The sequence below is a fragment of the Archangium sp. Cb G35 genome (assembly GCF_001896145.1).
GTDB lineage: Bacteria > Myxococcota > Myxococcia > Myxococcales > Myxococcaceae > Archangium > Archangium violaceum.
In genome coordinates this window covers 288,657-314,841 of the sequence record NZ_MPOI01000003.1, presented here as the reverse complement: position 1 = coordinate 314,841, position 26,185 = coordinate 288,657, and the positions used below count along the sequence as shown (strand labels likewise).

Sequence of the window (26,185 nt, the reverse complement as noted above, 5' to 3'; positions counted from 1 at the left end):
GGCGGGCTCCAGGGGGAGCGGGCAGGTGAGTGCTTCACACCCGGTCCCCCCGGGAGGCCGTTCCCGTCGAGGGAGTGTCCGCTGGTGGAAAGGCGGTAGGGTGGGGATGGGGTGGGGCACTCCGGGCTGTTCTGGCCCTGTTAACGTCCCACGTCCCCTTCATGAACCCCTCCGAGCGACGCGTCCCGGACGTGCCACCGCTGTCGAATCCGACCCCGGGCCTCGACGCCCAGAACCGCACCACGGACTCGTTGCAACTCCTCGCCGAGGCCGGCGCCCTGCTGGGCTCCTCGCTGGACTACGAGACGACGCTGGCGGCCCTCACCCGGCTCGCCGTGCCCCGGCTCGCCGACTGGTGCTCCCTGGACATCCTGGGCGAGGACGGCGTCGTCCGCCTGCTCGCCGTGGCCCACGTGGACCCCGCCAAGGTGAAGTGGGCCCACGAGCTGCGCCGGCGCTACCCGCCCGACCCCAAGGACCCGCACGGCCTCCACGAGGTCATCCGCACCGGCCGCTCCGAGATGCTTCCGGAGATCCCCGACGCGCTGCTGGTGGCCGGCACGCGCGGCGACGCCGAGCACCTGCGCATCGCCCGCGAGCTGGGCCTGCGCTCGGCCATGACGGTGCCCCTCACCGCGCGGGGCCGCACCTTCGGGGCCCTCTCGCTCATCTTCGCCGAGTCCAGCCGGCGCTACACCCCCGCGGACCTGGCCCTCGCCGAGCAACTCGCCGGCCGCGCCGCCCTGGCGGTGGACAACGCGCGCCTCTACACCAACTCCGTCCGCGCCGAGGAGCGCTTCCGCTCGCTCATCCACGCCACCGCGCAGGCCGTCTGGGTGATGCAGCCGGAGGGCATGGTGGCGGAGGACTCGCCCACCTGGCGTGCCTTCACCGGCCAGGCCCTCGAGGAGTACCAGGGCTATGGCTGGCTCGCCGTGGTCCACCCCGAGGACCAGGAGCGCGTGCGGCGCGGGTGGCAGGCGGCCCGGGTCATCAAGCAGCCCTACGAGGTGGAGATGCGCCTGAGCCGGGCCGATGGCAGCTGGGCCACCGTCCTGTCGCGCGCCGTGCCCATGTTCGACGCGCAGGGCCAGGTGCGCGAGTGGATCGGCACCAGCACGGACATCACCGCCCAGCGCCGCGCCGAGGAGACCTCGCGCCGGCTGGAGAGCGAGCAGCGCGCCCGCCAGCTGGAGGCCCTGCGCGCCGAGGTCAGCGAGGTGCTCTCCCGTGAGGACACCCCGTCCCGGCTGATCCAGGCCTGCGCCGAGGTGATGGTGCGCAACCTGCCGGTGCTGGCGCTCGTCCAGCTGTGGACCTGGAACCGCGAGGCCCAGGTGCTGCAACTGCAGGGCAATGCCGGCTCCGCCGCGCCCCCGTCGGTGCAGCTGTCCCGGGTGGAGCTGGGACAGACGCTCGTGGGCGCCGTGGGTCAGTCGCGCCAGCCGTTGCTCGTCAATGCGCTGCTGGCGGATCCCCGGTTGCGCTCGCGCACGTGGGCGGAGGTCAACGGGCTGGTGTCCTTCCTCGGTGCCCCGCTGCTGGTGCGTGGACAGCTGGTGGGCGTACTCGCCGTCTACGGCCAGACGTCCCTGGAGGAGGAGACGCTGGCCACGCTGGCCACGGTGGCGGATGCCGTGGCCCAGGGTCTCGAGCGCCGCCGCGCCGAGGTCTCCCTCCAGGAGCATGCCCGCGACCTGGCGCGCTCCAACGAGGAGCTGCAGCAGTTCGCCTACGTGGCCTCGCACGACTTGCAGGAGCCCCTGCGCATGGTGGCCAGCTACACGCAACTGCTGGCGCGGCGCTATCAGGGCAAGCTGGACGCGGACGCGGACGAGTTCATCTCCTACGCCGTGGACGGGGTGAACCGCATGCAGCGGCTCATCCAGGATCTGCTGACCTGGTCGCGCGTGGGCACCCGCGGCCACGAGTTCAAGCCGCTCGACGCCGGACTGGCGCTGAACAAGGCGCTGGCCAACCTCAAGACGCTGATGGAGGAGACGGGCGCCACCCTCATCCAGGGGAAGATGCCCAAGGTGATGGCGGACGAGACGCAGCTCACCCAGCTCTTCCAGAATCTGGTGGGCAACGCGCTGAAGTTCCGGGGCAAGGCGCCGCCCCGGGTGCTGGTGGAAGCCGAGCTCCAGGGCAACGAGTGGCGCTTCACCGTCGAGGACAACGGCATCGGCATCGAGCCGCAGTACTACGAGCGCATCTTCGTCATCTTCCAGCGGCTCCACGGCAAGGAGGAATACCCTGGCACGGGCATCGGCCTGGCCATCTGCAAGAAGATCGTCGAGCGGCACGGAGGCCGCATCGGCCTGGACTCCCAACCCGGACAGGGGACGACGTTCTGGTTCACCCTGCCCGCGGTCCCCACTCCTTCAACCCCGGGCATTCTCTCATGAGTGACGACAACCTCGGACGCCCCATTGAAATCCTCCTGGTGGAGGACAACCCCGGCGACGTCCGCCTGACCATCGAGGCCCTCAAGGAGGGCAAGGTCCGCAACCGCCTCTCCGTCGCACGTGACGGCGTGGAGGCGCTGGCCTTCCTGCGCCGCGAGGGGCCCCATGCCAACGCGTCGCGGCCGGACCTCATCCTGTTGGACCTGAACCTGCCCAAGAAGGACGGGCGCGAGGTGCTGGCGGAGATCAAGGACGACTCACGTTTGCGCCGTATCCCCGTGGTGGTGCTGACCACGTCCAAGGCGGAGGAGGACATCCTGCGCACGTACGACCTGCACGCCAACTGCTACATCACCAAGCCGGTGGACCTGGAGCAGTTCATCTCGGTGGTGCGCTCCATCGACGACTTCTGGCTGTCGGTGGTGCGGCTGCCCTCGCTGGAGTGAGGCCGGCATGAGCATGGACGAGGTGAAGCCCTTGCGGCTGTTGTTGGTGGAGGACAACCCCGGGGACGCCCGGCTCCTGCAGGAGGAGCTGAAGGAGGTGGCGTCCGTCCGCTTCGAGGTGTGCCACGTGACGCGCATGGCCGAGGCGCTGGCGGCGGTGGCGGAGCCGGGGCTGGACGTGGTGCTGCTCGACCTGTCCCTGCCGGACGGGCACGGGCTGTCCAACATCGAGCGGATGCAGCAGGCGGCGCCGGCGCTGCCCCTGGTGGTGCTCACCGGCACCGATGACGAGCAGCTGGCCATGCGGGCGATGCACGCGGGCGCCCAGGACTACCTGGTGAAGGGCCAGGCCACGGGGCCGCTGCTGGTGCGCGCGCTGCGCTACGCCATTGAGCGCAAGCGGTCCGAGGAGGGCCTCAAGCGCGAGGAGGCCGCGCGGCAGACGGCGCTCTTCCGCGAGCAGTTCCTGGGGATTCTGGGGCATGACCTGCGCAACCCGCTGCAGGCCATCTCCGGCAACGCGGCGTTGCTGCTGCGCTACGGCGGCCTGTCCGAGCCCCAGCGCAAGGCCCTCAACCGCATCTCCATCTCCTCGGACCGGATGGCGCGGATGATCTCCGACATCCTGGACTTCACCCGCACGCGGCTGGGCGGCGGCTACACGCTGCAGCGCACGTGGATGAACGTGCACGAGGTGCTCAAGCAGGTGGTGGAGGAGTTGGAGGTGGCGCATCCGCAGAAGCAATTCGAGCTGAGCGTGTCCGGCACGGGCTGGGGTGAGTGGGACGCGGACCGCATCGCCCAGGCGGCGTCCAACCTGGTGGGCAACGCGGTGCAGTACTCGCCGGAGGGCAGCGCGGTGCGCGTGGTGGCGCGCGACGAGGGCGATGGCGTGCGGGTGGAGATCCACAACCAGGGCACGCCCATTCCGGCCGAGCGCATGCCGCACATCTTCGACCCCTTCGTGCGCGGGCAGCAGGGCTCTCGCTCGAGCCCGCGCACGGGACTGGGGCTGGGGCTCTACATCACGCATGAAATCGTGAAGGCGCACGGGGGCATGCTGCAGGTGCGCTCCACGGAGGCGGAGGGCACGTGCTTCTGGCTGAAGCTGCCGCGCCACACGCCCCCCACCGCGAAGAGCTGAACTCCCGCTCCCCATGGGAGAGGGCTCCCGCTCGAACTCCCGAGCCTTCCCCACCGACCGTGCATGCCCAACGTGATGGCAAGGGGCTGGCGGTACGAGAGGAGGCGCGGAGAGGGATGTCGGAGATCGAGACGCCGCAGGATGGGGCGCTGGAGCCGAGGGCGTACACGCTGCGGACGAGACAGGGCCCGGTGGACACGTTGCTGTACGAGTCCCTGGGCGCGAAGGAAGGGGCGCTGCTGGCGGGTGGCGTCGGGGGAGGCTTCGACACACCGGCGCTCGGGCTATTCCCGCGGCTGGGCGAGGAACTGCTGCGGCATCACCTGTCCACGCTGCGGTTGAAGTACCGGCACTCGACGGACCTGACGGAGTCGGTGCACGACGTGCTCGCCGGGGTGGAGTTCCTGGTGGGGCGGGGGCTGGAGCGGGTGGCGCTGGTGGGGCACTCGTTTGGCGGGGCGGTGATGATCGACGCCGGGGCGCAATCGCCCTGGGTGACGACGGTGGTGGGGCTGGCGCCGCAGAGCTACGGGACGGAGGCGGTGTCACAACTGTCACCGCGCTCGCTGCTGCTGGTGCATGGCCTGTCGGACGCGGTGCTGCCCCCGAGCTGCTCGCTGAGCATCCACGAGCGGGCGAGGGGGCGGAAGGAGCTGGAGCTCATTCCGGGAGCGGGCCACGTCCTGGACGAGGCCGCCGAGCGCGTCTTCACGAAGGTGCTCGACTGGCTCCTCCAGGAACTGCGCGCCTGAGCGGTGAGGGCGGCATGGAGACCGGGCGGGCGGGCAGGCCCTCACGCGTGTCTCTGCCCCACGCGCTCCAGGGGCGGCCCTAGCTTGAGCGGAAAGGAGGTCGCTCGAATGGCATTCCTCGTTGGATTCATCGTGTTCTTCCTCGTCATCGCCCTCACCCTCATCCTGGGGGGCATCAGCAGGATGGGAGACAAGCGTGTGGAACTGGAGGGTCGGGCCACGGAGGGCCAGAGGCCCCCCTCGGACCGGGAAGCCCACGGTTACTGAGCGCCGTCCGGGGCGCCGGGAGGACGCGGGTTGTAGTAGCGCCGCAACCAGCGGGACAGGCCGTCCAGGCCGGGGAAGAGCACACGCTCGGTGATGTTGGCCTGGTCGAGCTTGTCCCGCACCTCCTGCTTGAGGTGCGCGGGGACGATGAGCCGGCGCACGCCGCGCTTCTGCTTCTCGAGGAAGGTGTCCAGGCGCGCCGACGCATCGTTCATCACCGAGAAGAGGGCGAACTGGTTGACGATGCGCTCGTCGAGCGAGGGCGGCTCGAAGAAGAGGACGAAGGGATGGCGGGTGAGCCGGTCGAAGGTGGCGAGGTCCCCGGCCACCGAGGCGAGCATCTCGGCGCTGAAGACGTCCGCGCCCTCTTCCTGGAGCTGGGCCTTGAGGGGACGGGGCAGCAGCCGGTTCGTCTCCCGGTAGTCCACGCTCCACACCACGCCGTCCACGCCGTACAGCTCCGGATCCTCCGAGAGGAAATGGAGCGCGACGTAGGGACTGAAGGTCCAGTCGAGCAGGCGGGTGGGCAGGCCGTGGTGCTGGGCGAGCGACAGCCAATCCCAGAGGGAGTCGCAGGGGTTGGAGGTGCCGCGCGCGTACTTGCGGAAGGCGCGCAGCATGACGTGCTCCTGGCGGGAGTAGTTGCCCCCGCGACGGTTGAGGCTGGTGGCCAGGTCATGGCGCGAGTCCGGCATGCCACGGAAGGCGAGCGTGGGACGGAAGCGCCGGAGGCTCTCGTTCCACGAGCCCTCGAAGAGCGCGTCCTGCAACTCCACCCAGTTCTTCACCCGGTGTTCCAACACGGACGGGAAGATGGGCAGCCCGGGGCTCGCTGGCACGTGCTCCCTTGCTCCGTGGGAGCGTGTTCGGTGCCGGGATGGCATTGGCGCCGGGCATGCCCACGCTGCGTGACAGGGTATGTCCACTTCCGGAGGTTCCGCGATGAAACCCCCTCTTTCCCCCAGGATTCACGGCTACGGCGACTATCTCATCGTGGCCCTGCTCGCCCTGGCGCCCACGTTGTTCGGCTTCTCGGGGTCGTCCGCGGTGCTCTGTTACGTGTTGGCCGTGGCGCAGTTGCTCATGAGCCTGATGACGGCTTATCCGCTCGGCGTGGCGAAGCTCATCCCCTTCACCGTGCACGGCTCCATCGAGGCCGTCGTCGCGATCTTCCTCATCATCGCGCCCGTCCCGTTCGGCTTCTCGCGAGACGTCTCGGCGCGCAACTTCTTCCTCTTCTCGGGCGTTGGCCTCTCCCTGGTCTGGCTGATGACCGACTACAAGGCCGCCGAGCGTCCGGTTCCGGGTGGCATGAGACCGCGACGCCGCGCGAGGGTCTGATTCCGCGATGTCCTCGTGGACCAGCACTTCGCCGAGCGCGGCATGGCGGGGCTCCTGGATTGTTCCTGGCAACAGGTGCATCCTCGGCCCCGCGTGTCCGCTCACTCCATGCTCATCGATACACTCCTGGGAGACATCCCCCGCTCCACCTTCCTCCAGGAGCACTACCAGAAACAGCCCCTCGCGAAGCCCTCCACCGCGGCGCACCTGCGGGAGCTGGCGACCTGGGCCACCGTCGATCGCCTCGTCGAGACGACCTCGTGCGACCTGCTGCTGGTGCGCGATGGCAAGCTATGGCCCGGTGCCCGGCCCAGAACCGCCGCCGAGGCCCGCGCGCTCTTCAAGGAGGGATACTCGCTGGCCCTGCGCAACCCGGACCGGTACGACGCCGGCCTGGCGGAACTGGGGCGCACCCTCTCCGCCGAGCTGCAGGGCACCGTCAATCTCCAGGTCTATTGCACGCCCGCGGGCCACGGCAGCTTCGGCTGGCATTGCGACCCGGAGGAGGTCTTCATCTTCCAGACGTCCGGGGCCAAGCGCTACCTGCTGCGCCAGAACACGCTCAACCCCACGCCCCTGCACGAGACGCTCAAGGACGAGATGAGCCCCTCGCGCGAGCGCACGCCCATCCAGGAGTGCCGGTTGGAGGCGGGGGACTGGCTCTACATTCCCGGCGGCTTCTGGCACGAGGTGACGGCGCCGGACCAGGAGGCCATTTCCATCTCGGTGGGGCTCATGCCTCCCACGGGCATCGACGTACTGGATTACGTCCGTACGCACCTGCTGCGCTCGCCGGCGTGGCAGAAGCGGCTGCCGATGCTCGGACACGCCTCCCCGTTGCCGGACCCGGAGAAGATGGAGGCGTACCGCGCCCTCTTCCAGGAGCTCGGCGGCGAGCTGAAGCGGATGCTGGATGATCCGCGCTTCGTGCTCCGCTTCATGGCCGCTGCCGCCACCGCCGGCCTGCGCTCGTCGGTGCTGCGCGAAGGGTCCTCGCGCGACCCGGAGAAGTGAGCCGGAGCCCACCTGCTCCGTGGACCTCCGCTACGGGCTCACCGCGAGCTCGTAGTGGGACTCCTCTTCCTCACCGTCCGTGTACCGGACGACGAGGCCCGAGGGCTTGTTCTGGTGCGCCAGCCTGCGGCCACGGTGGATGGCTTGCGTCACGTTGGGGTACCGGTCGAGGCCGCGGCTGCCCTCGAGCCGGACGTACCAACCCCGTCCATCCGCGGCCACGATCACCCACCGCCGGCCGGTAGCGGTTTCCACCTCGCGTCGCTCACTCTCTTTCCGAATCGCCAGGCTCATGAGGTCAAGCTGTCATGTAGCACCCGACGAGGCATTGTCCCCGGGGTCAGCTTGCGGAAGGCAGACGAGTGAGCAGGCGGGTTCTCAGCCACCAGAGGCCCAGGACCGCGGGTACCGCGGTCAGTGTGGTTCTCAACGCCGAGCGGCGGAGCCGCGTCAGGCCATGAGGCATCCAGCCGCCGCTGCTCTCCGCGCCATGTCTCGAGGGCTGGAAGAGATTGCCCGGCGTCGGGAAGGCTGGAACATCCTGATACAGGTGCTGCCGGTCCACCATGCGGGCCATGAGGCGCTCGGCGAGGCCCGGGGCCACGAAGGACAGCAGGTTGAACTGGCGGGCCGAGTTGCCCACGAACAGCTCGCGCCGGGGCCATTGCGCCATGTGCACGATGGCCCGGGCCACGCGCTCGGCGGGGTACACCGGGGGCATGGCCTTGGCGGCGCGGCCGCTGTAGTTGGCGGCATGCTGGAAGAAGGGCGTGTCGATGGTGGCGGGCATCACCACGCACACGTGGATGTCCCGGGCCTTCTTCACCGCCAACTCCTGCCGCAGGCTCTGTGACAGGCCGCGGATGGCGTGCTTGGAGGCGACGTAGGCGCTCACATAGGGCTCCGACATCCGGGCCACCATGGAGGCGTTGTTGATGAGCACCCCGCTGCCCTGCTCGCGGAAGAGGGGCAGGGCGGCCCGTGCTCCGTGCACGTAGCCGAAGAAGTTGGTGTCGATGATGCGGCGGAAGACGTCCGGAGGCGTGTCCTCGAAGAAGCCGAAGCCGGTGACGGCCGCGTTGTTCACCCAGATGTCCAGGCGGCCAAATCGCTCCACCGCCCGGCGCGCCAGCTCCTTCACCGATGCCTCGTCCGTCACGTCCGTGGGCACCACGAGGGTTTCGGCACCCAGCCCGGCGCATTGGGAAGCCACCTCGTGGAGCGGTTGCTCGTTCCGGGCCGCGAGTACCACCTTCGCGCCGTGCCGGGTGAACGCGAGTGCCGTGGCACGGCCGATTCCACTGGACGCGCCGGTGATGACCACCACGGACCCCTGGATCTTCCTGGTCATGCCGCCTCCTCGTGGAGGCTAGGTACCGATTACGCAACGCAGCAGTGGACATGGCGGCGGGGCCTTCCTGCCCCGAGCCCGTTGAATGTCCGGCAGCTGAGCAGACAGGCCTCTTCCCCCTTGCCTGTGTTCATGAGAGACCTGGGGGGTCCAGAGCGGACATGCGTACCGCGGAGGTGCGCAGAATCTCCTTGCACTCGTGACAGGCCAACCGATGGATATGGACCTCGACAATCCCCAGCTCGCGCGTGACGGATTCGACGCCGCGAGCTTTCGCGAGCTGCTCGCCCGGTACAAGCGGGGCGAGCTCATCGAAGCCCCGCCGCTGGCGGGCGCCCTCCAGCCGCTCCAGGAAGGGGACATCCAGCCGCTGCCGCGCGCGGGCACTCCCGAGTACGAGGACTGCAAGGCGCGGGGCGAGGAGGCGTTCCGCAAGGGCCATGTGGCGGGCCTCGTGGTGGCCGGTGGCGCCGGCACGCGCTTCGGCGGTGGGGTGAAGGGGCTCGTGCAGGTGGTGGGCGGGAAGTCGTTCCTCGACTTCAAGCTGCAGGAGGCCCGGCAGTTGGGGCGGCACTACGGGCGTCCGGTGCCCATGGCGCTGATGACGTCCTACCTCACGCATGAGGAGATCGCCGAGTACCTGGCGGACCACCGGCTGCAGGAGAACGTGTTCCTGTTCCGCCAGCGGATGCTCCCGCGGCTCACGTCCTCCGGCGAGCTGTTCAAGGACGCGGAGGGCAAGCTGTCCTTCGCCCCGTCCGGGCACGGCGACGTGTTCCGGGCGCTGCGCGACAGTGGCGTGGGTGACGAGCTGAGCCGGCGCGGTGTGCGCCACGTGTACTTCTCCAACGTGGACAACCTCGGGGCGACGCTGGACCCCATCGTCATCGGTCTGCACATCAAGCAGGGCAAGGCCATGACGGTGGAGGTGACGCCGCGCAAGAACCCGAGCGGGGCGCTGGACGCGGGCGCGGCGCCGGTGCGCCTCAAGGGCCAGCTCCAGTTGGTGGAGAAGGTGGACCCGGCGCAGCATGGCTTCATCTCCACCAACAACATCACCTTCGACCTGGAGGCGATGATCGGGAAGGACGTCCCGATTCCCTACCGGGCGGTCTCCAAGAAGGTGGACGACAAGCCCGTGATTCAGCTCGAGCAGGTGACGGCGGAGGCGAGCAGCCTCACGCGTCCGGATGGCCAGCCGCTGATGCCGGTGGCCTTCATCGAGGTGGAGCGCGTGGACCCGGCGGCCAGCCGGTTCGAGCCGGTGAAGGCGCCGGAGGACCTGCCGCGCGTGGCGGAGCGGTTGAAGCCGCGCCTGCTGGGCTCCTGAGAAGGTGCGAAGCCTCGCGGGGTCCACGCTCCTCGATGAGGGCGGTGGACCCCGGCTCCGGGGCCTGGCTCACACCTTGCGCTCGGGTCCGTGCCAGAGGATGCGCCGGTAGTGGTGCAGGCCCGTGCGGGGACAGGGCTCCCGCGTCTCGGTGCGATCGCCCCAGCCCTCGGGTGCCGGCGTGTGCAGCAGGGGCGAGCCCTCTCGGAGCTGCTCGAAGACACACGTGTCCCAGAGCTCACCATTGAGGGCGAGCCAGTCGAACAGGAGCCGCACTCCGTGCGGTGCCAGCTGTGGATCCATCAGCACGTCGAGGTGATCGGCGCTGCCCTCGCCGAGCAGCCGCACCACGCGGCCCCCGTTCTCCTCGCGGATGGCCAGCGGCGCGAGCCCCACCAACCGGCCCTCGCTGCGCAGGGTGATGACCCAGGGCGGCTGTGGCGAGAAGGACGCGCCGAAGCTCCGGAACCAGGGCAGCAGCCACTCGGGCCGCTGGAAGGTGGTGGCCGTGGGGCAACGCGTCCACAGCCAGCGCCACTCGCCCTGGAGTTGCTCGAGTCCCCGGAGGGAGACGATCTCCTCCACCTCGAGGGGCGCGGGGGCCCGCGCTGGCCGGAGGTGGGGCGTCGTGATGTCCGTGCTCAGTGCCATGGTGCCTCCGGAAGTTTCAGCGTCTCGAGGGCCGCGCGGGCGAGCTCCCGCCAGCGGGCGCCTGTCATCCTCCAGCCGGAGTTTTCGTACTGGAGCGCTCCCTCGTGAGGTGGACGGGTGAAGTCGTAGCGTGGCGCGGCCCGGTAGTGCTCGCTGCCCACCGGGAAGGACTCCAGCGCCCGGGCCTGCGAGGCGTAGCACGCGAGCATCCGCTGCTTGGCGATGCACTCCGCCTCGGTGAAGGCCACGGTGGTGCCCGGACGGCCATCCGGCGCGGGGAGGAACCCGGGAGCCATCTCCAGCAGTGCCGGAGGTGTGCGCCCCGCCCGCGCCAGCAGCGCCACGGCCGCATGCGCCATGAAGGCGGCGGAGTCGTTGTCCGGATGCCGGCCCTCGTAGGGGTGTGTCACGAGGAGCGCCGGGCGGAGCGCCTTGAGCAGCGCCACCAGGCACCCGGTGAGCGTGGCGAGGTCCAGTGCGGCCTCCTGGTCCACGGCTCCGAGCGAGAAGAGGTTGTCCCGGGGCACCCCCGCCAGGGCCAGGGCCGCGAAGGACTCCTCCTCGCGGATGCGCGCGTAGGCCTCGCGAGCGGGCGGTGCACCCGGGGGGCGCAGTGTGGGGTCCCTCGGAGCGCCGTCGGTGACGTGGACGACGTGGCAGCCGGGACTGCGGCGCAGCAGCCACGAGGCGCCCAGCACCTCGTCATCCGGGTGCGCGGCCATGAAGAGGATGGAGCCGCGCAACGCCTGGGGCGGCAGCAGCAGGGGCGCGAGGATGTCTCCGACCGTGCGCCCGTCTCCACCCAGATACCTGTCCAACGACGTCGATTCATCAGGAGGCCGCATCCACGGGCCTCCTTCCTGGGGTTCTCTCCACGCCGCCTCTCCTTCCCGCCCTGTCCTGCTCCATCCCGCCCTGTCCCACCCCGTTCAACCCACCCTGTTTCAACTCACCCTGCTTCAACCCACCTGTTTCAACCCACCCTGTTTCAACCCACCACCCACTGTCCCCTCTCCCTTCGGGAGAGGGTCAGGGTGAGGGTATCCGTCACCGTTCTTCAAATCCGTGAACACGGGTGGGGGATGCAACCCGGTTGGACCCGGCACCCTCACCCCGTCCCTCTCCCGGGGGGAGAGGGGAAATGTTTCGTTTCATGCGGACTCCTGCTGCGTGGATGGCAGGGTGATGGCCCCGACGGCCTCCTCGAGGAGTCGGCGCACCTGGGGGGCGAGCCGCACGCGCGCCAGCCGCCAGCGCTGATTGGGGCGCAGCCGTCCGAGCGTGTAGGTCACCTTGCGGCGGGTGTGCTCGAGCGGGAAGTAGCGGGCGAAGCCCGAGGCGTTGAGCGAGAAGAAGGACAGGGCGTCCGCGTCGTTGAGGAGCGTGAGGCTCATGTCGCCCTCGGGACGCTCGTGGCGGCCGATGAGCCAGCGCACGCGCTCGATGGTGGCCTTGTCCATGCCCACGTCGGAGAGCAGCGCGCACGCCACGTCCGCGCCGCGGGCGGCATGGGCGTCCTTGAAGGCCTGGTAGTCCGGGGCGTGGTGTTCCACGCGCGCGTCGGCCTCGGACAGCAGGCGCTCCACGTCGTGGAAGAGGGCCGCCGTCTGAAGGGCCAGGTCCGCGTGGGGCGCGAGCCGCAGCACCCACTGCCAGGTGTCCAGCGCATGCCGGTAGTCCGCCAGCACGAGGGGCTTGCTCAGGTCGTGCAGGGCCAGGTGGCGCGCGAGGATGGCGTCGAAGAGGGGCCCGGCGGAGGTGGCGTTGCGGCGGCCGATGAGTCCCTGGTAGCGGGTGAGCACTTCCAGGGCGGTGGCCGCGAGCGCCTCGCGCGGGGAGCCGGTGATGTGCAGGGCCAGGTCGTGGCCCGCGAGGCTCCCGGCGGCGTCGGCGGTGAAGACGCGCTCGTCCCAGTCGAACGGGTCGAACCCCGGGGCGCGCCACTGCTGGGCGTCCAGTTTCAGCACGTTCTCGTGGCCATCCAGGGTGACGGGCCACACGGTGACGGTGGGAAACTCCTCGGCCAGCAGCACGAAGGCACCGGAGTGCGCTCGCGTCGCGTCTTCAGCCCGGAAGTCCGTTTCGGACAGCAGCAGCTGTCGGATCATCGCGTCTCCCGCGGGTGGCCCGCACGTGAGGACGCGTCAAGGTGCTGCCGCCGGGGTGGAATGGCCAGGGCTCCATGTACGGGCGCGTGGGCCAATGCACCGGGGGACGGTCCCCACGTGTGCCAGTGCACGGAGCCCACGGGCGGCCCGTGCGCTGGCGCACACCGGGTGGCGTCCACCCGGGAGACGGCTGGACTCCGGGTGACTACGGGCGGCCGTTGTCGGCCGGCTGATCAAAGGCGTACTGCTCCGCGCGCGGCGCGGCGTCATTGTGGAACAAGGGGCACTTCTGGCAGGTGAAGCCTTCCCAGTCCTCACGCACCGCCGCGTCGATGCACATCGCGTACGAGCGGCAGTGGACGTTGCGGTAGTCCTCGACGCGATGGTGGTCCGCCCACATGGGCAGGCGGAGCTCGGTGGGATTGGGTTTGGGTGGCGAGCAGGCCATGTCGCTGAAACTCCCTCTCTAAGAATCTGTGAGCCCCCCTCGGGACTCCTCTTCATACCCACTGGTGCGTCGCGTCATTCCCGAGCCGGGAAGGGGGATGCGGCGAGCCGCCTCGTCCGCACAACAGGCGAGCGGGCGGGCGCCCGGCGGTGAGGCCGTCACGCAACCGTTCCGGGGGCCCGCTCTCCTGGTTGGTGCGCCTTCACTCGGTGCTTCATCCGGATGGGGCTTTCCCCGACAATGCGCCCCGTGCGTTCCTCGTTCGACCCCCCCTCGTCGCCCCTGGCCCGCCGGCTGGGATTGGTTGCCCTCACCGTCGTCACCCTGCTGGCCGCGGCGGGCTGTTCGCCCTTCGCCCGAGCCATCAAGGAGGGTGACACATTCTCCGCCCAGCAGAAGTGGGCCGAAGCGGAGGAGGCCTACCTGCGCGCCCTGGCGGAGGAGCCCAACGACGCGGAGGCGAAGGCGAAGCTGCTCCAGCTGCGCCAGCAGTGGAGCGCGGAGATCCTCCAGGGCGCCCGGGTGAAGCTCACCGAGGGAGACCTGGCCGGTACCACGTCGCTGCTGGTGCGCGCGCTGCAACTGGACGGCGAGAACGCGGATGCGCGGATGCTGCTGGCGCAGACGCTGGATGCCCGGGTGGAGGTGGCCCAGAAGGCGTTGAAGGAGGATCGGCTGCCGGAGGCCCGGGCCGAGTTCGAGGCGGTGCTGGCGGTGGACGAGGGGAACGTGGCGGCGCGCAAGGGCGTCATCGGGGTGCAGACGGCGCTGGCGCGGCGGTGGTTCGGCACGGCGCAGCGGCTGGAGGAGGAGGGCAAGCTGGGCAACGCGCTGCTGGCGTACGTGCGCGCGAACCAGGAGCAGACGGGGGCCACGCCCGCGCTGGAGCGCGCCGAGGCGGTGCGCCGCAAGCTGCAGGACGAGATCGCCTTCCTGGTGGTGACGGGGCCGGCGGAGGACAAGGCGGAGGCGCCGGACGTGGCGCAGCGGCTGTCGCCCGGGCGGCTGTCGGCGCTGCTGCCGCAGGAGGTGCCCATCCGCGTCATCACCGCCGATGCGCCGAAGGACCACGAGGGCGTGCGCCTGGGGCTGTCGGTGGAGCGGGTGATGCCGGTGAAGTCGGTGGAGCAGGCGCAGAAGTCGCAGCGCTACCTGGTGACGAACAAGGCGGTGCCCAACCCGCGCCGGCTGCAGACGGAGTCGGTGCTGCTGGAGCAGGAGCGCAAGCTGGAGGACGTGGAGCGCAAGTTGTCCGGCGTGCTGCGGGACTACCTGCGCAAGCAGGACGAGCTGGCCCAGGCGCGCGAGGTGGCCACCCGTTGCCGCTCGCGCGAGCGCCAGGCGTGCAGCACCGCGCTGGCCGAGTGCGTGAGGGCCTTCGGCCAGTCCAAGCCCGGCGAGGTGCCCAAGGAGTGCAGCCCGTCGCGTTGCAACCCCCAGTGCGAGGCGGAGGAAGGCGCGTTGTCGCAGCGGGCCTCGGCGGCGCAGGAGCTGGAGCGCCGGCTGGAGTCGGCGCAGGAGAGCGCGGAGACGCAGCGGCGCGAGGTGCAGCGGGGCCGGGATGCCTACTACCGCGAGCCCCTCACGGTGGACGAGCCCGTCTACGCCGACTACCCGTACGACGTGGAGCTGCACCGGCTGTCCATCACCGCGAGCGTGACCGAGCGGCTGGTGTCGCTGTCCAAGGACGCGGCGGCGGCCTCGCCGCACAGCGAGGACTACGCGGCGATGCACGAGGACGCGGCCAACAAGGCCTACGACAAGGTGGGCGTGCTGGCGGATCCGGTGCAGCTGCGCACCGAGTCGGAGCTGCGGGTGGAGGCGGGTGACAAGGCCATGCAGTCCATCGCCCAGCGGGTGATGGAGCACTTCGACGTGTACCGCCAGCGCCGGGTGGAGGATGCGCGCCGGGGCATGGTGCGCCCCAGCGCCGAGGACGTGGTGGAGACGGCGGTGCGCGCGCTGCTGCTCACCGCGGACGCGCCGCCCCAGGACATCCTCCAGGCGCTGTCCCAGGCGCGCGGCCTCACCCGCCCCGAGTCCATCTTCGGGCGCTGAGGCGCACCCTCACCGTGCGACGAAGGGAGTGAGCCGCCGCACCTGCGCGGCGTGGAGCTCCCAGAACACGGCCTGGAGCTGTCTCTCGCGGGCCGGGCCCCACCAGGCCTCGTCGTCGTCAGAGAGCTCGAACACCCGTTCCCAGCTCTGGATGACCCGGGATGCGAAGGGTTCGGGGTACGGCCAGGCGTCCGTCACGCCCGCGCGCCGGAGCGCCGCCTCGAAGGCCCGCGAATCGCGCTCGGAGCCCGCGAGGTAGGTGCGGTTGAGGACCGCATGCCACTTCTGGAAGTCGGACAGGAGGACGCTCCGCCTGGGGAGCACGGCCTCGATGCGAATGGCGCGGGTTCCAGGCGGACAGTGTCCCCTGGCACGGAGGTCCGGCTGGGGACGGCCTTCTCCGCCGTACTGGACCCAGGCCCAGAGCGGGTAGCGGCAGCCTGGAGGCGGCGGCCCCACCCGCTTCGCCAGTTGCTCACCCATCCAGGCGTAGGCGTCCTGGCGGTAGCGGGGGATTCGCCTGCCATCCGTGCGCAGCACGCCCCGCCGTTCCAGCAGCGCGCGCTCGGGGCCCGAGCGGATGGTCCAGAGTCTCAGGGGGTCTTCCGGCCTCGGGCGGGCCGTACCCGGGCGGGAGGTCTTATCCACCGCAATGGGTGTTGATGGCCTTGATGGTGCCCTGGCAGGTCCCGTTGGATTTGACGGTGTGGGGTATCTGGGTGATGACCTTGCCGTTCTTCTTGACGGTGAGGTGGTTGGAGCCGGAGTGCGTCGAGCAGCCATTCTTGTTGGCCGCTCGCTTGAGCTTCGCGTGATCGCAATCGGCGGGGTATTTCAGCCCCCCACCCGCGGCGAAACCCGTCACGGAGCCCAGCAGGATTCCGAGCAGGAACCAGCCAGGGACTGACGAGGCGGAGCGCTTCAGCTTCGACGGAACCCGAGTCATCACACCCTTCCTTTCGAGGAGCACCCTGCTTACGGCATGAAGGCGCTCCTCGGGAAGGGTCTCCGGGCCTTCAGCAGGCCACGGCCTCGTCCTGGGGGGACCACAGCGCGGCCTCGGCCGACTGGAGGCAATCCCCCAGGAAGCGCAGGTAGATGTCGAGTGCCTCGGAGCCGGTCTCCGCCAGCGTCCGGGCGTTCTCCGGCATCATCTGCAGCAACTCCTCCATCATCCGCGCGTTGGTGCCGCCCACCTCCAGCTGCACGTGCTCCTTGAGGAAGCTGAGCCCCTCCAGCGTCTCCCGGCCGAGCACCCGCGCCACGTTGGACAGCAGGTGCGGCCCCAGCACCAGCGAGAGGTTCTCGATCTCGAACTCGATGGCGATCTGCGCCGCGGGCAGCTCCCCGGCGATCGTCGCCTCGTGCAGATGCCGGTAGGCCCGCATCGCGTCCGTGGGGTACTGGGCCAGCAGCCGCTCCGTGTGGAGCATGGCCCGGCGGCGGATGTTCCACCGGCGCACCAGCATCCGCACGTCGTCGATCATCATCTGGTGGTGGCCGGCCTCCTGTTTGGCGTGCTTGAGCAGCCCCTTGCCAATCGAGTCCATCCCCAGGAGGAGGCAGCGCTGGCCCGCCCGGCGGATCCACCCCTCCACCGGCTCGGTCATGTACACGCCGAACGAGTGGTACTGGATGAAGAAACGCTCCAGGACCGCCGGCTCGATGGCGGGGTCCACCAGCCTGCGCATCACCGGATCCGTCGAGATGCGGGCACGGGCGGGCAGGACGTAGGGCTCATACAACTCTTTGACCAGACTCATGGCGACGACTCCTGACGGCTCTTTCTGCGGTACGGCGACGGCACTTCAAACGGTGGGAGTCACGGGCGTCAGGCGGCCCAGGGTCGCCTCGCTCACGTACTCCAGGAAATCGGGCAGCAGCCGGGCGGACAGCAGCCACAGGCAGGGCTTCGCGCCGGGCTCGTCGTGCAGCCGGGCGGCGGCGGCGTAGCTGTCGTCCTCGTCCTCGCGCACGAAGACGAAGGCGTTGCGGCCCCGCCGCGCGTACCACTCGCGGGCCTCGTCCAGCAGCGCCACATAGGCCTCCGGACCCTCGGGCGTGAGCGGGAACAGGCGCGCCGAGTCCAGCAGGCGGAAGAGGTTCGTCCCCGGCTGCCCCAGCTCGAGGAGGAGGGCGGCCACCGCCACGCCGTCGCGGCGCGCCACCAGCACCTGGCGCTCGCGCTCCAGCCCGGCCTCGTGCCACGTCTCCATCGCGTCCCTCAGGTCCAACCGCTCGCGCGACAGGTCCAGCGCGTCCACGTAGCTGGCCGGACGCGTGCGGGCGATCTGCTCCACCAACCGCTTCTTCTCCTCGAAGCGCGCCGGGCCGAGCTCGAAACCGTGGCCGGTCTGCCCGCTCGGCTCATCGCAACTCACGTGCATCAGGCGCACGGGCATGACCAGGGCCTCGCCGCTGGCCTCGTGCTCCCGCGCGTAGACGTGGTGGACGCGCTCCATGAGGGGCACGGTGGACTCGGTGTAGGCGATGAGCCACCGGAAGTCGGGATCGCTCTGGGCGTGCTCCAGCGTGCGCACGTGGATGTCGCGCAGAATCTGTCCGGGCGGCACGTCCGCTGCGGGCTTGCCGGGGCGTTTGGCCAGCTGGTGCACCAGCCAGGTGTGCCGGTAGGGCCGCACCGAGGAGAGCGTGGCCTCCACCCCTCGTTCCGAGGGCCACACCGTCTGGCAGAAGAGCCGCGGCAGGTGCGCGGCATGGTGGCCCGTCTCCAGGAAGCTGGCGCGCAGCTCCTGGAAGTGCTCCGTCGTCTTGCCGGCCAGGTTGAAGTAGCCCGAGTCCACGAAGAGCTCCCACAGCGGCTCGAGCAGCCCCTCCGCGCCGCGCGTGGCGGGGCAGAGCGCCTGGGAGACGAGCTGCACCCAGCGCGCCTCGTCCACCGGCGTGCGCGGGGTGACCTGGAGGCCGAACAGCCGTTGCCCGTCCTGCTGCTTGCCGCCCACGTAGCGGACCTCGCCCCGCAGGAGGATGGGCTCGCCATTGGCGCCACGCACCTCGAGGGGTTGCAGCAGCAGCCCCGGGAAGATGAGGTCCTCGGGCGTGCCGCGCAGGCACAGGCCGTTGAAGGACAGGTCCACCACCTCGCGCTCGAGCGGCCCCAGCTCGCCCCACAGCGGGTGGTGGAACCAGGCCGTCATTCCCTCGGGGGCGGGCACGCGCCGGTGTGAGCGGTGGCGCACCTTCCACAGCCGCCGCGGCAGGGGTGTCACCATCCGGCCGCCCTGCGTCCCGAGCGCCGGCACGCGCATGCGGTAGGCCGTGTTGTGGCCCACCACCTCGATGTCATAGGGCGCCATGCCCCAGAGCGCCTCTGGCTCCTCCAGCCGCCAGTGCAGCTGCGAGGACGCCACGTCGAAGTACTCCAGCGACACGCGCAGCGTCCGGCCCAGCTGCCGCAGCAGGCCCTCGTGCTTCATGACGCACACCGTCTTGAGGATGGAGCGGATGCGCTCGGGCTCGACGAAGGCCTCCTCGATGGGCTGCGGCGACACGGCGGGCTGGGCCCGTCCCTCGCGGGCCGCCACGTCCAGCAGGGAGAGGATCTGCCGGCCCTGCTCCCGCGTCACCCCCACCAGCTGGATGCCGATGGGCGCGTCATACCGGCGTGGATCGCTCCAGAAGAGCTCCCCCCTCAGCGGGCCGATGGTGCGGCCGTTGTCGTCCAGCAACAGTTGCAGCAGGCGGTCTCGGGGAGGCAGCTCGGCGCCCGGCTCGGGGAGGGCCCACACCACGGTGGGGCTCAGCCGCGTCACCCGGCTGCTGCTGATCCCCGGCTGGGACAGGATGAGGTTGATGGACTTCTCCGGCCTCTCGGCGTGCAGCGAGTACCCCGAGTAGCTCCCGGCGGCGAGGCCCGGTCCGGCCGATGTCTCTACGTCTCCACGCATGTGCGGCTCTCTCCTCAGTCCTCTTCGGGATGAGGGTAATCCCTTTCATGAAAAGAAAACGCCCGGGGCGCCATTTCGTCAAGGCGGACAGTGCCATTCTTTGCTCATGCGATCCGCCCGGGTCCACGGGGCTGGAAAAGTCCGTCCCTCCGGGTCGAGACCCTGGAACCCCGCTGTATCTCAGGGAAATCCGCTCCCGCGTGGAACCGGGCAAACAATGACTTGCAGGGCGCGCGTGGGGCGTTGTCAGGCTTTTGCCGGGCTGGCGGTTCTGCAGCCCTGGCGGAGCCGTCCCCCGGTGTTGTGAGTCCATGGCGAATACGTGCAAGGGATTGCTGGGAATGGAGGGAATGCGAGGACACGGCCCGGGGAGGGATGTCGGCGGGTGGGCAGCACGGGGGCAGCCGCCGCCGCCGGGTGTGCGCCGGAGGACGAAGCCGCGGTGCGTCGGGCCGCCGGGAAATGGGGGCTCTCTCGCTTTCAGGGGCCCGCCCCCCATGGACGTTCGCGGCGGGAACGGCGAGGCTGCGCTTCCCATGGCGAAACCCACCCCCGAGGATCACTTCAACATCGAGGTGCTCAAGTTGATGCTCCAACTGGCTTGGAGCGATGATCAGATCGACGTGCAGGAGGTGGGGACCATCCTCGGCGCGGCGCGCAGCTGGGGCGTGCCCGAGCTGGAGGTGGCCGCCCTCAAGAAGGCGCTGGAGGGCGGCGTGACGCTGCCGGCGCCCGATCTGGGCCTGCTGCGAGATCGTTCCGATGAGGTGCTCGAGGCGGCTCGCGCGCTCATCTCGAGTGATGGCAAGCTCCAGGCCTCCGAGCAGGAGATGCTCGAGGAGCTGCGCCTCATCCTGAGCCCCGGGCGCTGAGCACCCCCGCCCCGAGAGAGCCGATGGACGCGGATACACGAGAGGCGATGGCCCGGCGCATCGAGCAGTCCACCCCGGAAGATCTGGTCTCCGGGCTATTCTGCGAGAACGCCTACCTGTCGATACGGGAGATGCTGGGCAGGGACGTGGCGGATTCGGTGCGGGCAGCCACATGGCCGCTCCGGCCGTGGGCCAGCTTCCAGCGCTACCCCGTGGCGGAGCTGCTGCGGATGATGGACGCCGCGGCGGACCTCGCCGACAAGCAGGGGCTCCTGACCTACCCGCAGGCGCTGGAGGAGATGGGCGGGTGGGTGACTCGCATCACCCAGGGTACACCTTTCAGCAGGGCCGCTCACCTGGCGGTGGGGAATGACCCGCACGAGCGGCTGGCGGTGTCACAGGCCTCGGCCCGGGTGCTCGTCACGTATGGCGAGCGCAAGTACGAGCGCGAGGGACCCACCCATGCCCGGCTCATCTGGAAGCGCGAGCTGATGGGGCCCTCGTTCCTGCTGGGGGCCTATACGGTGATCGCCCAGAACATCTCGGGCGTGCACATCACCGTCACCCTGGGGCCGTGTCTGGAGCCGGGGATGAACTTCCAGCTGCACTGCTCCTGGTGATGGGGCCGGGGAGGGGGCCTCACTCCTGGGATTTGGCCACTGGAGCTGGAGCGGGCACCAGCTCCTCACGCCGCAGCAGCAGCTGGGCGTTCTGCCTGGGCAGGATGCGCACCTGGAAGCGCCGCTGGTAGGCGTCGTCCTTGGAGAAGACGTTCCGGTCCGTCACCAGCAGCAGGGCGGTGGGCACCACGTACCGCTGCGAGTTGTTGCCGAAGTAGTGCACCAGCACGAAGTACGTGCCCGGCGCCGCCTTGCGCGCGTGGTACAGCTCCGGCCCCAGGCCGTCGGTGATGTCCCAGTGCAGCTTGCCGCCCAGTGACGTCTCCTTGTGCTGGTAGAAGCACTTCTCGGCGTTGGGCTCCATCACCCACAGGTCGATGTCCGTCCCGTCCGAGTTCCAGTGCGTGGTGAGCTGGTAGTCGATGGGGCTCGTCTCCTGGAGTCTGTTCAGCTCGCGCCGCCGGGCCTCCAGCGCCGCCGACTGCGCGGCCAGCGTGGGATGTCTCGCCAGGGCCGCCAGCATCCGGCCGTAGTGGTACGCCGCCACCGTCTTCGTCTGGCCATCGTGGCGCTTCCAGGCACGGGCCAGGACGATCTCCCAGTTGCGCGCCGCCTCGGCGGGACGCCCCGCTGCATCCAGGGCCAGGGCCTCCTCCAGGTAGGACTGGGGCTCGAAGGGACGGTTGAGCCGCACGTGCTCGAAGAGCTCCGTGGCGGCCGGGAACTGGCCGAGCGCGAGCAGCCCATAGCCCACCAGCCGCAGCGCCTCGGCGTCCTTGGGGCGCAGCTCCACCGGAGAGGAGAGCGCCCGCACCGCGCCCCACGTGTCGCCCGCGAAGGCCCGCTTGCGCGCCACCGTCTCGTACACCAGCACGTCGTCCTTGTTCTCCCGCCGCGCCCGCCGGTACGCCAGCTCCGCCTGCAGCCGCTCCTCGCCTCCCGCGTAGGGCTCGTCCCGCAGCGGCTGGGCCTTCATCCGCGAGCCCAGCTCCGCCTGCTTCTCCTTCAGCACCCGCAACACCTCGCGGCCCGCGTCCGGCACCCCGTCCAGTGACAGCCCCAGCAGCTCGTCCCGGCGCTGGTCCTCCTGCTGCCGCCGCAGCGCGTCCAGGTCGGTGAGATCCATCTGCTCGCCGCGCACCGCGTAGCGCACGTAGTCGCCCTCGGACTCCAGCACCAGCATGGAGGCCCGGGCGTTGGCCAGCCGGTAGTGCTGGCTGAGCGCCACCACCATCCGGTCCAGCTTCACGTCATCCAGCCCCACCAGCCGCGACACGAAGAGCTCGGCCCACGCGCGGGGAGCGAAGGCGCTGTCCTCGTCGCGCGGCAGGGGCACCGACAGGGTGCGCTCCTCGCCCGCGGCCTGCGTCACCACCTCCAGCTGCGCCGGGCCATCGCCCACCAGCCGCCCCGCCACCCGCAGCTCCTGCCCGGAATAGACGAGGTGCGGCCGGCCCGACACCACCAGATCCTTCACCGGCGCGCCCTTCACGCCCACCCGGGCGAGCACCACCGAGGCCGCCCGGTGCGCGCGCGCCGCCGCGTCCACCTCGGCGCCGGAGAGCACGTTCACCACCCGGCCCCCACCCGAGCGCGCCAGTGCGTCGAAGAGGTCCGTGTTCACCGACGCCTCGCCGAAGCGGTAGCTCACCCACCGCAGTGTCTCCGCGGCCGGGTGGCGGGAGATGAGCTCCTCCACGTTGCTCTGTCCCCAGGTGACGTTGCCGTCCGAGAGCAGGAAGGCCGTCACCCGTCCGCCGCCCGCCGCGGGCTTCAGCCAGTCGCGTCCGGCACGGTCCAGCTCGGACAGCATGCCGCCCACGTTGGAAGCGCCCTCGAGGAAGGCGTGCTCCAGCTCGGAGAAGGTCTGCTTGCGGGCCTCGGGCGTGTTGCGCCGGAAGCCGGTGCCGTGCAGCCAGCGCGGGCGTACGTCGAAGAGGAGCACCGCGTACTCGGTGAGGCTCGGGTCCTTCTCCAGCAGCGCGCGCAGCATGGCGCCCTGCAGAGCCCAGGCGTTGCCGTCCTCCACCGACAGTGAGGTGTCCACCACCAGCACCGCCCGCCCGGTGGCCGCCTCTTCACTGCTCGCGGTGAGCCGCTCCGGCAGCCGCACGCGGGTGTAGAAGGCCTGCCCGGGCAGTCCCGCTGGGTCCGCGCCCACCAGCACGTCCGCGTCCTGGCTCCTGGGCGTGAGCGCCACGTCCAGCACGCCATCCCCTTGCAGCTTCGGCCAGTCCCACGCCTGCCACGTGCCGAGCGTGAGCGGCTTGCCCGTCTGCGGGCCCACCACCACCTCGCCCGCGTGCTTCGGGTCCACGTGCACGCGCGCCGACACCTTCAGGCCCTTGCCCGCGCCCGGCGGCACCGGCCACGTGTAGCGCAGGCGCTGGCCGTCGAAGAGGAGCGTCTGCTCGTAGGCGATGACCACGCGCTTGAGGGACCTGGGCGGCAGGGGGAAGACGCGCGCGCTGAAGTTGGAGGCGCCCGCCCACTCCAGCAGGGCGGGGTCCACGTTGCGGCGCACCACGTCCTCGTACACCTCGCGGGCGCGCTTCTGCTCGACGATGCGGGCCTCCTGGGGCTCACCCCACGAGCGCTTCGCTCCCGGCGGGCTCGGCGGGGCGGCCGCCACCAGCGTCTCCGCCTTGCCCGAGTCTCCCAGTGGCGGCAGCAGCTCCGTGGATTGGAAGAGCGAGGGCGAGTCCACCGCCACCGCGCCCGAGTACAGCGCGAAGCCCGCCACCGTCGCTCCGCCCGGCAGCGGGTAGTAGAAGGTGCCTTCCAACGCGCGCGCGGTGTTGTTCTCGAAGAGGTAGTCCACCACGGTGCGCGCGCGGGCTCCCTGGATGTACGTCACCACGCGCACCTCGCGCGTCACCAGCGGCTGGTAGCGGCCCTCGTCGTCCTGCACCAGCACCTTGGCCACGCGCTGCGCGGTCTCCACCTTGGGCAGCACCGGCCGGGGCGCCTCTTCCAGCTTGGACTTCTCCTTGGGCTTCTCGGGGGAGGCGTCGTCCCGCATCGCCGCGCTCGGGGCGGGTGCTCCACCCCTTCGGCCACCCGACGAGCCGCCGCCGCCGCCCTTGATGATCTGGATGATTTCGCGCCGCTTCTGCTCCAGCACGCGTGGGCGCTCCTCGAATTCCTCCTCTCCATCCATGGGGGCCGCTGGAGCCGCGGCCCTCGGGGCGGGCTCGGGCATGGCCACGGGGGAGGGGGGCGGCGGCGGGGGGGGCGGAGACGCGTCCGCCGGAGCCTGGGCCATCGCGCCTTCCATCTGCTCGGAGCCCAGGGACGCGTCCACCTCCGCCGCGACGACAGGCTGAACGTCGTGGCGGCTCGGCCGTGGTGCTCCAGCCTGGGGCGCTCCGGTGCGCGGCTCATCAGCGGGCTGAACGCCTCGCCAGTTCGCCGCGACCACGAGCCGCATGAGCTCCTCTTCGGTGACGGGCTGCGGGTCGGCGACGGCGTCGCGCAGCGCCGGGAGGTCCACTGTCCCCGTGTCCCGCACGCCCGGCACGGTGCCAGGCGCGGTGAGCCCGGCGCGGGCGAACGGCTCCGGGGCCACCTTGGGGGCCTCGGGCACCGGGGGCTTCTCCTCGTCAGATGAGCTGCGCTTGCAGCCCGGCAGGGCCAGGGCCGCGAGGAGGACTCCAGTGAACAGGGCGCGCGGGAGGGACATGGGCCAGAGGCTAGCCCACGGGCGGCCTGAACGCAGATGCCCCCCCCACGGGTTTCATCCAGCTTCACCTTCGTGGCGCGTGACGCCAACGGACTGCAGGCGCCCGCGTTGTCCTACACCTCCTCCTGCGGGTTCTGGGTCAGCCCTTCGTCTGCTGCGCGCGCCGGGAGAAGCGCAGCACGGCGCGGAAGATGGACTCCACGCCCTCCGGGTCCAGCCCCAGCTCGGTGGCCCAGGCCCGGCGCGTGGCGAGCATCTCGTCTTCCCGGGCCGGATCCGGCACCGGCTGGCCCGCCTCGGCCTTGGTGCGAATCGCCCGCCGGGCCAGCTCCGCCCGCCGGGCCAGCAGCTCCACCAGCTCGCGATCCAGCTGGTCGATGTGCTCGCGGGTCTCCTTCAGCTCCGGCAGGCCCGTCTCGAGCGCTGGCAGCTCCATGCGCGGCGTGTCCGGTGTGGCGGCCTCGGGCGGAATCGCCTCCAGCTCCTGGTGGATGGCCCCGAGCGCTTGCAGCAGGTGCCTGCGCGCCTCGTGCGCGAAGGGGTTCTCGTGCTGGATGGCGGTGAAGAGGTGCCCGGCGTCCGAGCGGACGAGCTCGATGGTGCGCGACAACGCCTTGAAGCTCGCGGGTGCGAAGGGCACGTCCACCCCCGAGCCCGCATCCACCATCCCCTTGGCCACGAAGAAGGTGAGCGCGTGCGTGTGCGCCATGATCCGGTCATGGCCCTCGGGCGACTGCTCGATGACCTCGCAGCCCAGCCGCTCGAAGAAGCTCCGGGCCTGGCGGGCCGCGTCCGGGTGGAGCGGGTTGGGCGAGACGACCACGCGCAACGGGCGCTCGGCCATGGCGAGGCTGAGGGGCCCGAAGAGCGGATGGGTTCCCACCCACGGTACCTTCGTCCCGAGCACCTCGTTCATGGCCTGGACGGGCTTCACCTTGACGCTCCCCACGTCGAGCAACAGTTGCTCCGGCGTCAGGTGGGGACGCAGTGTTTCGAGCACCTCGCGCATCCGCGGCACCGGCACGGCCACCACCACCTGCTCGGCCCCCGAGAGCAGCTCCGGGATGGAGCCGGCGCGGTGGGGCTCGGGGATGTCCGCCGCGGTGTCCCACGCCCGGTAGGCGATGCCCGCCGCGTCCAACAGTGAGCCCAGCGCGCGGCCAAAGCGGCCATATCCGATGATGGCGACCGTCATGCCGCCAACTCTACATGACGGGGGCCATGGCCGTGTTCCCCCGCTCGGGCGCAGAGTGGCTTCCCGCGCAGTGCCACGAGGGAATCGACGTGTCAGAAGCAAAGAAGAACGTGGAGCGGACCCGGCTCATCTTCGAGGAGATGGCCCGGACCGGTAGCAACCAGCCCCTCCTCGATGCCCTGGATGACGAGGCCGTCTACAAGCTGTCCCTCCCCAAGGGCACTCCCCTCAGTGGGGAGTTCCGCGGCCGGGAGGCCATCCTCGAGTACTTCGAGCGGCTCGAGCAGGTGCTCGAGGTCCTGGAAGTGAAGACCTGGGACTTCGTCGGCAATGGCGACCAGGTCATCGTCCTCGGCGACGAGCAGTTCGTCGTGAAGAAGACCGGGCGCACCTGCTACAGCGAGTTCGCCTTCGTCCTCGAATTCAGCGGCGGGAAGATCGTCCGCGCGCTCGTCATCGAGGACCTGTCCGGTGTCGTCGAGGCCTTCGCTCCCGCGAATACACGGGCGGCTTCACGGGCCTCCGGGACTTGAGCACGGTGGGGAGCACGGGTCCGGGCACCCTCACCCTGTCCCTCTCCCGGGGGGCGA

General features: G+C 70.4%; 25 protein-coding genes. 12 read left to right on the top strand and 13 right to left on the bottom strand.

Translation table 11 applies throughout. The annotated features are described in order from the left end of the window. Positions 1 to 161: 161 nt before the first annotated feature. From BO221_RS11840 to BO221_RS54825, 5 genes are all read left to right on the top strand, one after another. Positions 162 to 2,408: an ATP-binding protein gene (locus tag BO221_RS11840; protein ID WP_083680966.1), complete on the top strand. Its 2,247-nt coding sequence runs from the start codon at positions 162 to 164 to the stop codon at positions 2,406 to 2,408. Further along, positions 2,405 to 2,854: a response regulator gene (locus tag BO221_RS11835; protein ID WP_073560523.1), complete on the top strand. Its 450-nt coding sequence runs from the start codon at positions 2,405 to 2,407 to the stop codon at positions 2,852 to 2,854. Before BO221_RS11840 ends, BO221_RS11835 begins: the two co-directional genes overlap by 4 nt. 7 nt (positions 2,855 to 2,861) lie before the next feature. Beyond that, positions 2,862 to 3,998 carry a hybrid sensor histidine kinase/response regulator gene (locus BO221_RS11830; RefSeq protein ID WP_073560522.1) on the top strand — a complete coding sequence of 379 codons (1,137 nt, stop codon included), beginning with the start codon at positions 2,862 to 2,864 and terminating at the stop codon, positions 3,996 to 3,998. Positions 3,999 to 4,114: 116 nt separating this feature from the next. After that, on the top strand, positions 4,115 to 4,750 hold the full coding sequence (locus BO221_RS11825) for an alpha/beta hydrolase (protein ID WP_073560521.1): 636 nt from the start codon (positions 4,115 to 4,117) through the stop codon (positions 4,748 to 4,750). A gap of 108 nt (positions 4,751 to 4,858) precedes the next feature. Further along, the gene (locus BO221_RS54825) at positions 4,859 to 5,017 is read left to right on the top strand and encodes a hypothetical protein (RefSeq protein WP_158079826.1); all 159 of its coding nucleotides are present in this window, start codon (positions 4,859 to 4,861) and stop codon (positions 5,015 to 5,017) included. Here BO221_RS54825 and BO221_RS11820 read toward each other — a convergent pair. Further along, positions 5,011 to 5,820 carry an FRG domain-containing protein gene (locus BO221_RS11820; protein ID WP_073560813.1) on the bottom strand — a complete coding sequence of 270 codons (810 nt, stop codon included), beginning with the start codon at positions 5,818 to 5,820 and terminating at the stop codon, positions 5,011 to 5,013. The genes BO221_RS54825 and BO221_RS11820 overlap by 7 nt on opposite strands. Before the next feature lie 139 nt (positions 5,821 to 5,959). On the opposite strand from BO221_RS11820, the gene BO221_RS11815 reads away from it, so the two are divergent. Together BO221_RS11815 and BO221_RS11810 are read left to right on the top strand one after the other, a co-directional pair. Further along, entirely contained in the window at positions 5,960 to 6,358 is a 399-nt protein-coding gene (locus BO221_RS11815) for a hypothetical protein (protein WP_073560520.1), read from the top strand. A 93-nt stretch (positions 6,359 to 6,451) separates the two neighbouring features. Further along, entirely contained in the window at positions 6,452 to 7,372 is a 921-nt protein-coding gene (locus BO221_RS11810) for a JmjC domain-containing protein (protein ID WP_233165923.1), read from the top strand. A 30-nt stretch (positions 7,373 to 7,402) separates the two neighbouring features. On the opposite strand, the gene BO221_RS11805 is transcribed toward BO221_RS11810, so the two are convergent. Then, positions 7,403 to 7,627 carry a DUF2188 domain-containing protein gene (locus tag BO221_RS11805; RefSeq protein WP_158079825.1) on the bottom strand — a complete coding sequence of 75 codons (225 nt, stop codon included), beginning with the start codon at positions 7,625 to 7,627 and terminating at the stop codon, positions 7,403 to 7,405. Between the two features lie 85 nt (positions 7,628 to 7,712). Continuing rightward, the gene (locus BO221_RS11800; protein ID WP_073560518.1) at positions 7,713 to 8,723 is read right to left on the bottom strand and encodes an SDR family oxidoreductase; all 1,011 of its coding nucleotides are present in this window, start codon (positions 8,721 to 8,723) and stop codon (positions 7,713 to 7,715) included. 214 nt (positions 8,724 to 8,937) lie between these two features. Here BO221_RS11800 and BO221_RS11795 point away from each other — a divergent pair, with 214 nt between their 5' ends. Next, positions 8,938 to 10,053 (top strand): UTP--glucose-1-phosphate uridylyltransferase, encoded by a 1,116-nt coding sequence (locus BO221_RS11795; protein ID WP_073560517.1) that lies wholly within the window; start codon positions 8,938 to 8,940, stop codon positions 10,051 to 10,053. A gap of 69 nt (positions 10,054 to 10,122) precedes the next feature. Here the strand turns inward: BO221_RS11795 and BO221_RS11790 are convergent, their stop codons facing one another. The 4 genes from BO221_RS11790 to BO221_RS11775 form a co-directional block, all read right to left on the bottom strand. Beyond that, complete coding sequence (locus tag BO221_RS11790; RefSeq protein WP_073560516.1) at positions 10,123 to 10,704, bottom strand: GNAT family N-acetyltransferase; 582 nt, start codon at positions 10,702 to 10,704, stop codon at positions 10,123 to 10,125. After that, positions 10,695 to 11,549, bottom strand: coding sequence for a PIG-L deacetylase family protein (locus BO221_RS11785; RefSeq protein WP_143195400.1), 855 nt, complete (start codon positions 11,547 to 11,549; stop codon positions 10,695 to 10,697). Before BO221_RS11785 ends, BO221_RS11790 begins: the two co-directional genes overlap by 10 nt. A 306-nt stretch (positions 11,550 to 11,855) precedes the next feature. After that, a complete protein-coding gene (locus BO221_RS11780; RefSeq protein ID WP_073560515.1) occupies positions 11,856 to 12,812 on the bottom strand; it encodes a DUF4202 family protein in 957 nt (318 codons plus the stop codon). 205 nt (positions 12,813 to 13,017) lie between these two features. Next, the gene (locus BO221_RS11775) at positions 13,018 to 13,260 is read right to left on the bottom strand and encodes a hypothetical protein (RefSeq protein WP_073560514.1); all 243 of its coding nucleotides are present in this window, start codon (positions 13,258 to 13,260) and stop codon (positions 13,018 to 13,020) included. A gap of 240 nt (positions 13,261 to 13,500) precedes the next feature. On the opposite strand from BO221_RS11775, the gene traC reads away from it, so the two are divergent. Then, a complete protein-coding gene (traC, locus tag BO221_RS11770; RefSeq protein WP_143195399.1) occupies positions 13,501 to 15,318 on the top strand; it encodes an outer membrane exchange accessory lipoprotein TraC in 1,818 nt (605 codons plus the stop codon). Between the two features lie 9 nt (positions 15,319 to 15,327). Here traC and BO221_RS11765 read toward each other — a convergent pair whose 3' ends face one another. From BO221_RS11765 to BO221_RS11750, 4 genes are all read right to left on the bottom strand, one after another. Next, positions 15,328 to 15,966: a DUF3841 domain-containing protein gene (locus BO221_RS11765; protein WP_073560513.1), complete on the bottom strand. Its 639-nt coding sequence runs from the start codon at positions 15,964 to 15,966 to the stop codon at positions 15,328 to 15,330. After that, positions 15,959 to 16,264, bottom strand: a complete 306-nt coding sequence (locus tag BO221_RS54820; protein ID WP_073560512.1) for a hypothetical protein — start codon at positions 16,262 to 16,264, stop codon at positions 15,959 to 15,961. Before BO221_RS54820 ends, BO221_RS11765 begins: the two co-directional genes overlap by 8 nt. Before the next feature lie 70 nt (positions 16,265 to 16,334). Continuing rightward, the gene (locus BO221_RS11755) at positions 16,335 to 17,081 is read right to left on the bottom strand and encodes a hypothetical protein (RefSeq protein ID WP_073560511.1); all 747 of its coding nucleotides are present in this window, start codon (positions 17,079 to 17,081) and stop codon (positions 16,335 to 16,337) included. Positions 17,082 to 17,126: 45 nt separating this feature from the next. Continuing rightward, on the bottom strand, positions 17,127 to 19,226 hold the full coding sequence (locus BO221_RS11750) for a hypothetical protein (protein ID WP_073560510.1): 2,100 nt from the start codon (positions 19,224 to 19,226) through the stop codon (positions 17,127 to 17,129). Between the two features lie 536 nt (positions 19,227 to 19,762). On the opposite strand from BO221_RS11750, the gene BO221_RS11745 reads away from it, so the two are divergent. After that, positions 19,763 to 20,098, top strand: a complete 336-nt coding sequence (locus tag BO221_RS11745) for a TerB family tellurite resistance protein (RefSeq protein ID WP_073560810.1) — start codon at positions 19,763 to 19,765, stop codon at positions 20,096 to 20,098. A 23-nt stretch (positions 20,099 to 20,121) separates the two neighbouring features. Further along, on the top strand, positions 20,122 to 20,718 hold the full coding sequence (locus BO221_RS11740) for a DUF2378 family protein (RefSeq protein ID WP_083680962.1): 597 nt from the start codon (positions 20,122 to 20,124) through the stop codon (positions 20,716 to 20,718). A 19-nt stretch (positions 20,719 to 20,737) separates the two neighbouring features. Here BO221_RS11740 and BO221_RS11735 read toward each other — a convergent pair whose 3' ends face one another. Both BO221_RS11735 and BO221_RS11730 read right to left on the bottom strand, forming a co-directional pair. After that, positions 20,738 to 24,400 carry a DUF2135 domain-containing protein gene (locus BO221_RS11735; protein ID WP_073560508.1) on the bottom strand — a complete coding sequence of 1,221 codons (3,663 nt, stop codon included), beginning with the start codon at positions 24,398 to 24,400 and terminating at the stop codon, positions 20,738 to 20,740. 139 nt (positions 24,401 to 24,539) lie between these two features. Continuing rightward, positions 24,540 to 25,595, bottom strand: coding sequence for a prephenate dehydrogenase/arogenate dehydrogenase family protein (locus BO221_RS11730; protein WP_073560507.1), 1,056 nt, complete (start codon positions 25,593 to 25,595; stop codon positions 24,540 to 24,542). Positions 25,596 to 25,684: 89 nt separating this feature from the next. Here BO221_RS11730 and BO221_RS11725 point away from each other — a divergent pair, with 89 nt between their 5' ends. Further along, complete coding sequence (locus BO221_RS11725; protein WP_158079824.1) at positions 25,685 to 26,128, top strand: nuclear transport factor 2 family protein; 444 nt, start codon at positions 25,685 to 25,687, stop codon at positions 26,126 to 26,128. Positions 26,129 to 26,185: the final 57 nt, after the last annotated feature.

Bases quoted from the DNA above. Each gene is read 5' to 3' on its own strand.
- BO221_RS11830 (WP_073560522.1), top strand. From the start codon at position 2,862: ATGAGCATGGACGAGGTGAAGCCCTTGCGGCTGTTGTTGGTGGAGGAC.
- BO221_RS11780 (WP_073560515.1), bottom strand. From the start codon at position 12,812: ATGATCCGACAGCTGCTGCTGTCCGAAACGGACTTCCGGGCTGAAGAC.
- BO221_RS11835 (WP_073560523.1), top strand. From the start codon at position 2,405: ATGAGTGACGACAACCTCGGACGCCCCATTGAAATCCTCCTGGTGGAG.
- BO221_RS11840 (WP_083680966.1), top strand. From the start codon at position 162: ATGAACCCCTCCGAGCGACGCGTCCCGGACGTGCCACCGCTGTCGAAT.
- BO221_RS11825 (WP_073560521.1), top strand. From the start codon at position 4,115: ATGTCGGAGATCGAGACGCCGCAGGATGGGGCGCTGGAGCCGAGGGCG.
- BO221_RS11750 (WP_073560510.1), bottom strand. From the start codon at position 19,226: ATGCGTGGAGACGTAGAGACATCGGCCGGACCGGGCCTCGCCGCCGGG.
- BO221_RS11790 (WP_073560516.1), bottom strand. From the start codon at position 10,704: ATGGCACTGAGCACGGACATCACGACGCCCCACCTCCGGCCAGCGCGG.
- BO221_RS11795 (WP_073560517.1), top strand. From the start codon at position 8,938: ATGGATATGGACCTCGACAATCCCCAGCTCGCGCGTGACGGATTCGAC.
- BO221_RS11785 (WP_143195400.1), bottom strand. From the start codon at position 11,549: ATGCGGCCTCCTGATGAATCGACGTCGTTGGACAGGTATCTGGGTGGA.
- BO221_RS54825 (WP_158079826.1), top strand. From the start codon at position 4,859: ATGGCATTCCTCGTTGGATTCATCGTGTTCTTCCTCGTCATCGCCCTC.
- BO221_RS11740 (WP_083680962.1), top strand. From the start codon at position 20,122: ATGGACGCGGATACACGAGAGGCGATGGCCCGGCGCATCGAGCAGTCC.
- BO221_RS11800 (WP_073560518.1), bottom strand. From the start codon at position 8,723: ATGACCAGGAAGATCCAGGGGTCCGTGGTGGTCATCACCGGCGCGTCC.
- BO221_RS11730 (WP_073560507.1), bottom strand. From the start codon at position 25,595: ATGACGGTCGCCATCATCGGATATGGCCGCTTTGGCCGCGCGCTGGGC.
- BO221_RS54820 (WP_073560512.1), bottom strand. From the start codon at position 16,264: ATGACTCGGGTTCCGTCGAAGCTGAAGCGCTCCGCCTCGTCAGTCCCT.
- BO221_RS11755 (WP_073560511.1), bottom strand. From the start codon at position 17,081: ATGAGTCTGGTCAAAGAGTTGTATGAGCCCTACGTCCTGCCCGCCCGT.
- traC (WP_143195399.1), top strand. From the start codon at position 13,501: ATGCGCCCCGTGCGTTCCTCGTTCGACCCCCCCTCGTCGCCCCTGGCC.
- BO221_RS11735 (WP_073560508.1), bottom strand. From the start codon at position 24,400: ATGTCCCTCCCGCGCGCCCTGTTCACTGGAGTCCTCCTCGCGGCCCTG.
- BO221_RS11745 (WP_073560810.1), top strand. From the start codon at position 19,763: ATGGCGAAACCCACCCCCGAGGATCACTTCAACATCGAGGTGCTCAAG.
- BO221_RS11775 (WP_073560514.1), bottom strand. From the start codon at position 13,260: ATGGCCTGCTCGCCACCCAAACCCAATCCCACCGAGCTCCGCCTGCCC.
- BO221_RS11815 (WP_073560520.1), top strand. From the start codon at position 5,960: ATGAAACCCCCTCTTTCCCCCAGGATTCACGGCTACGGCGACTATCTC.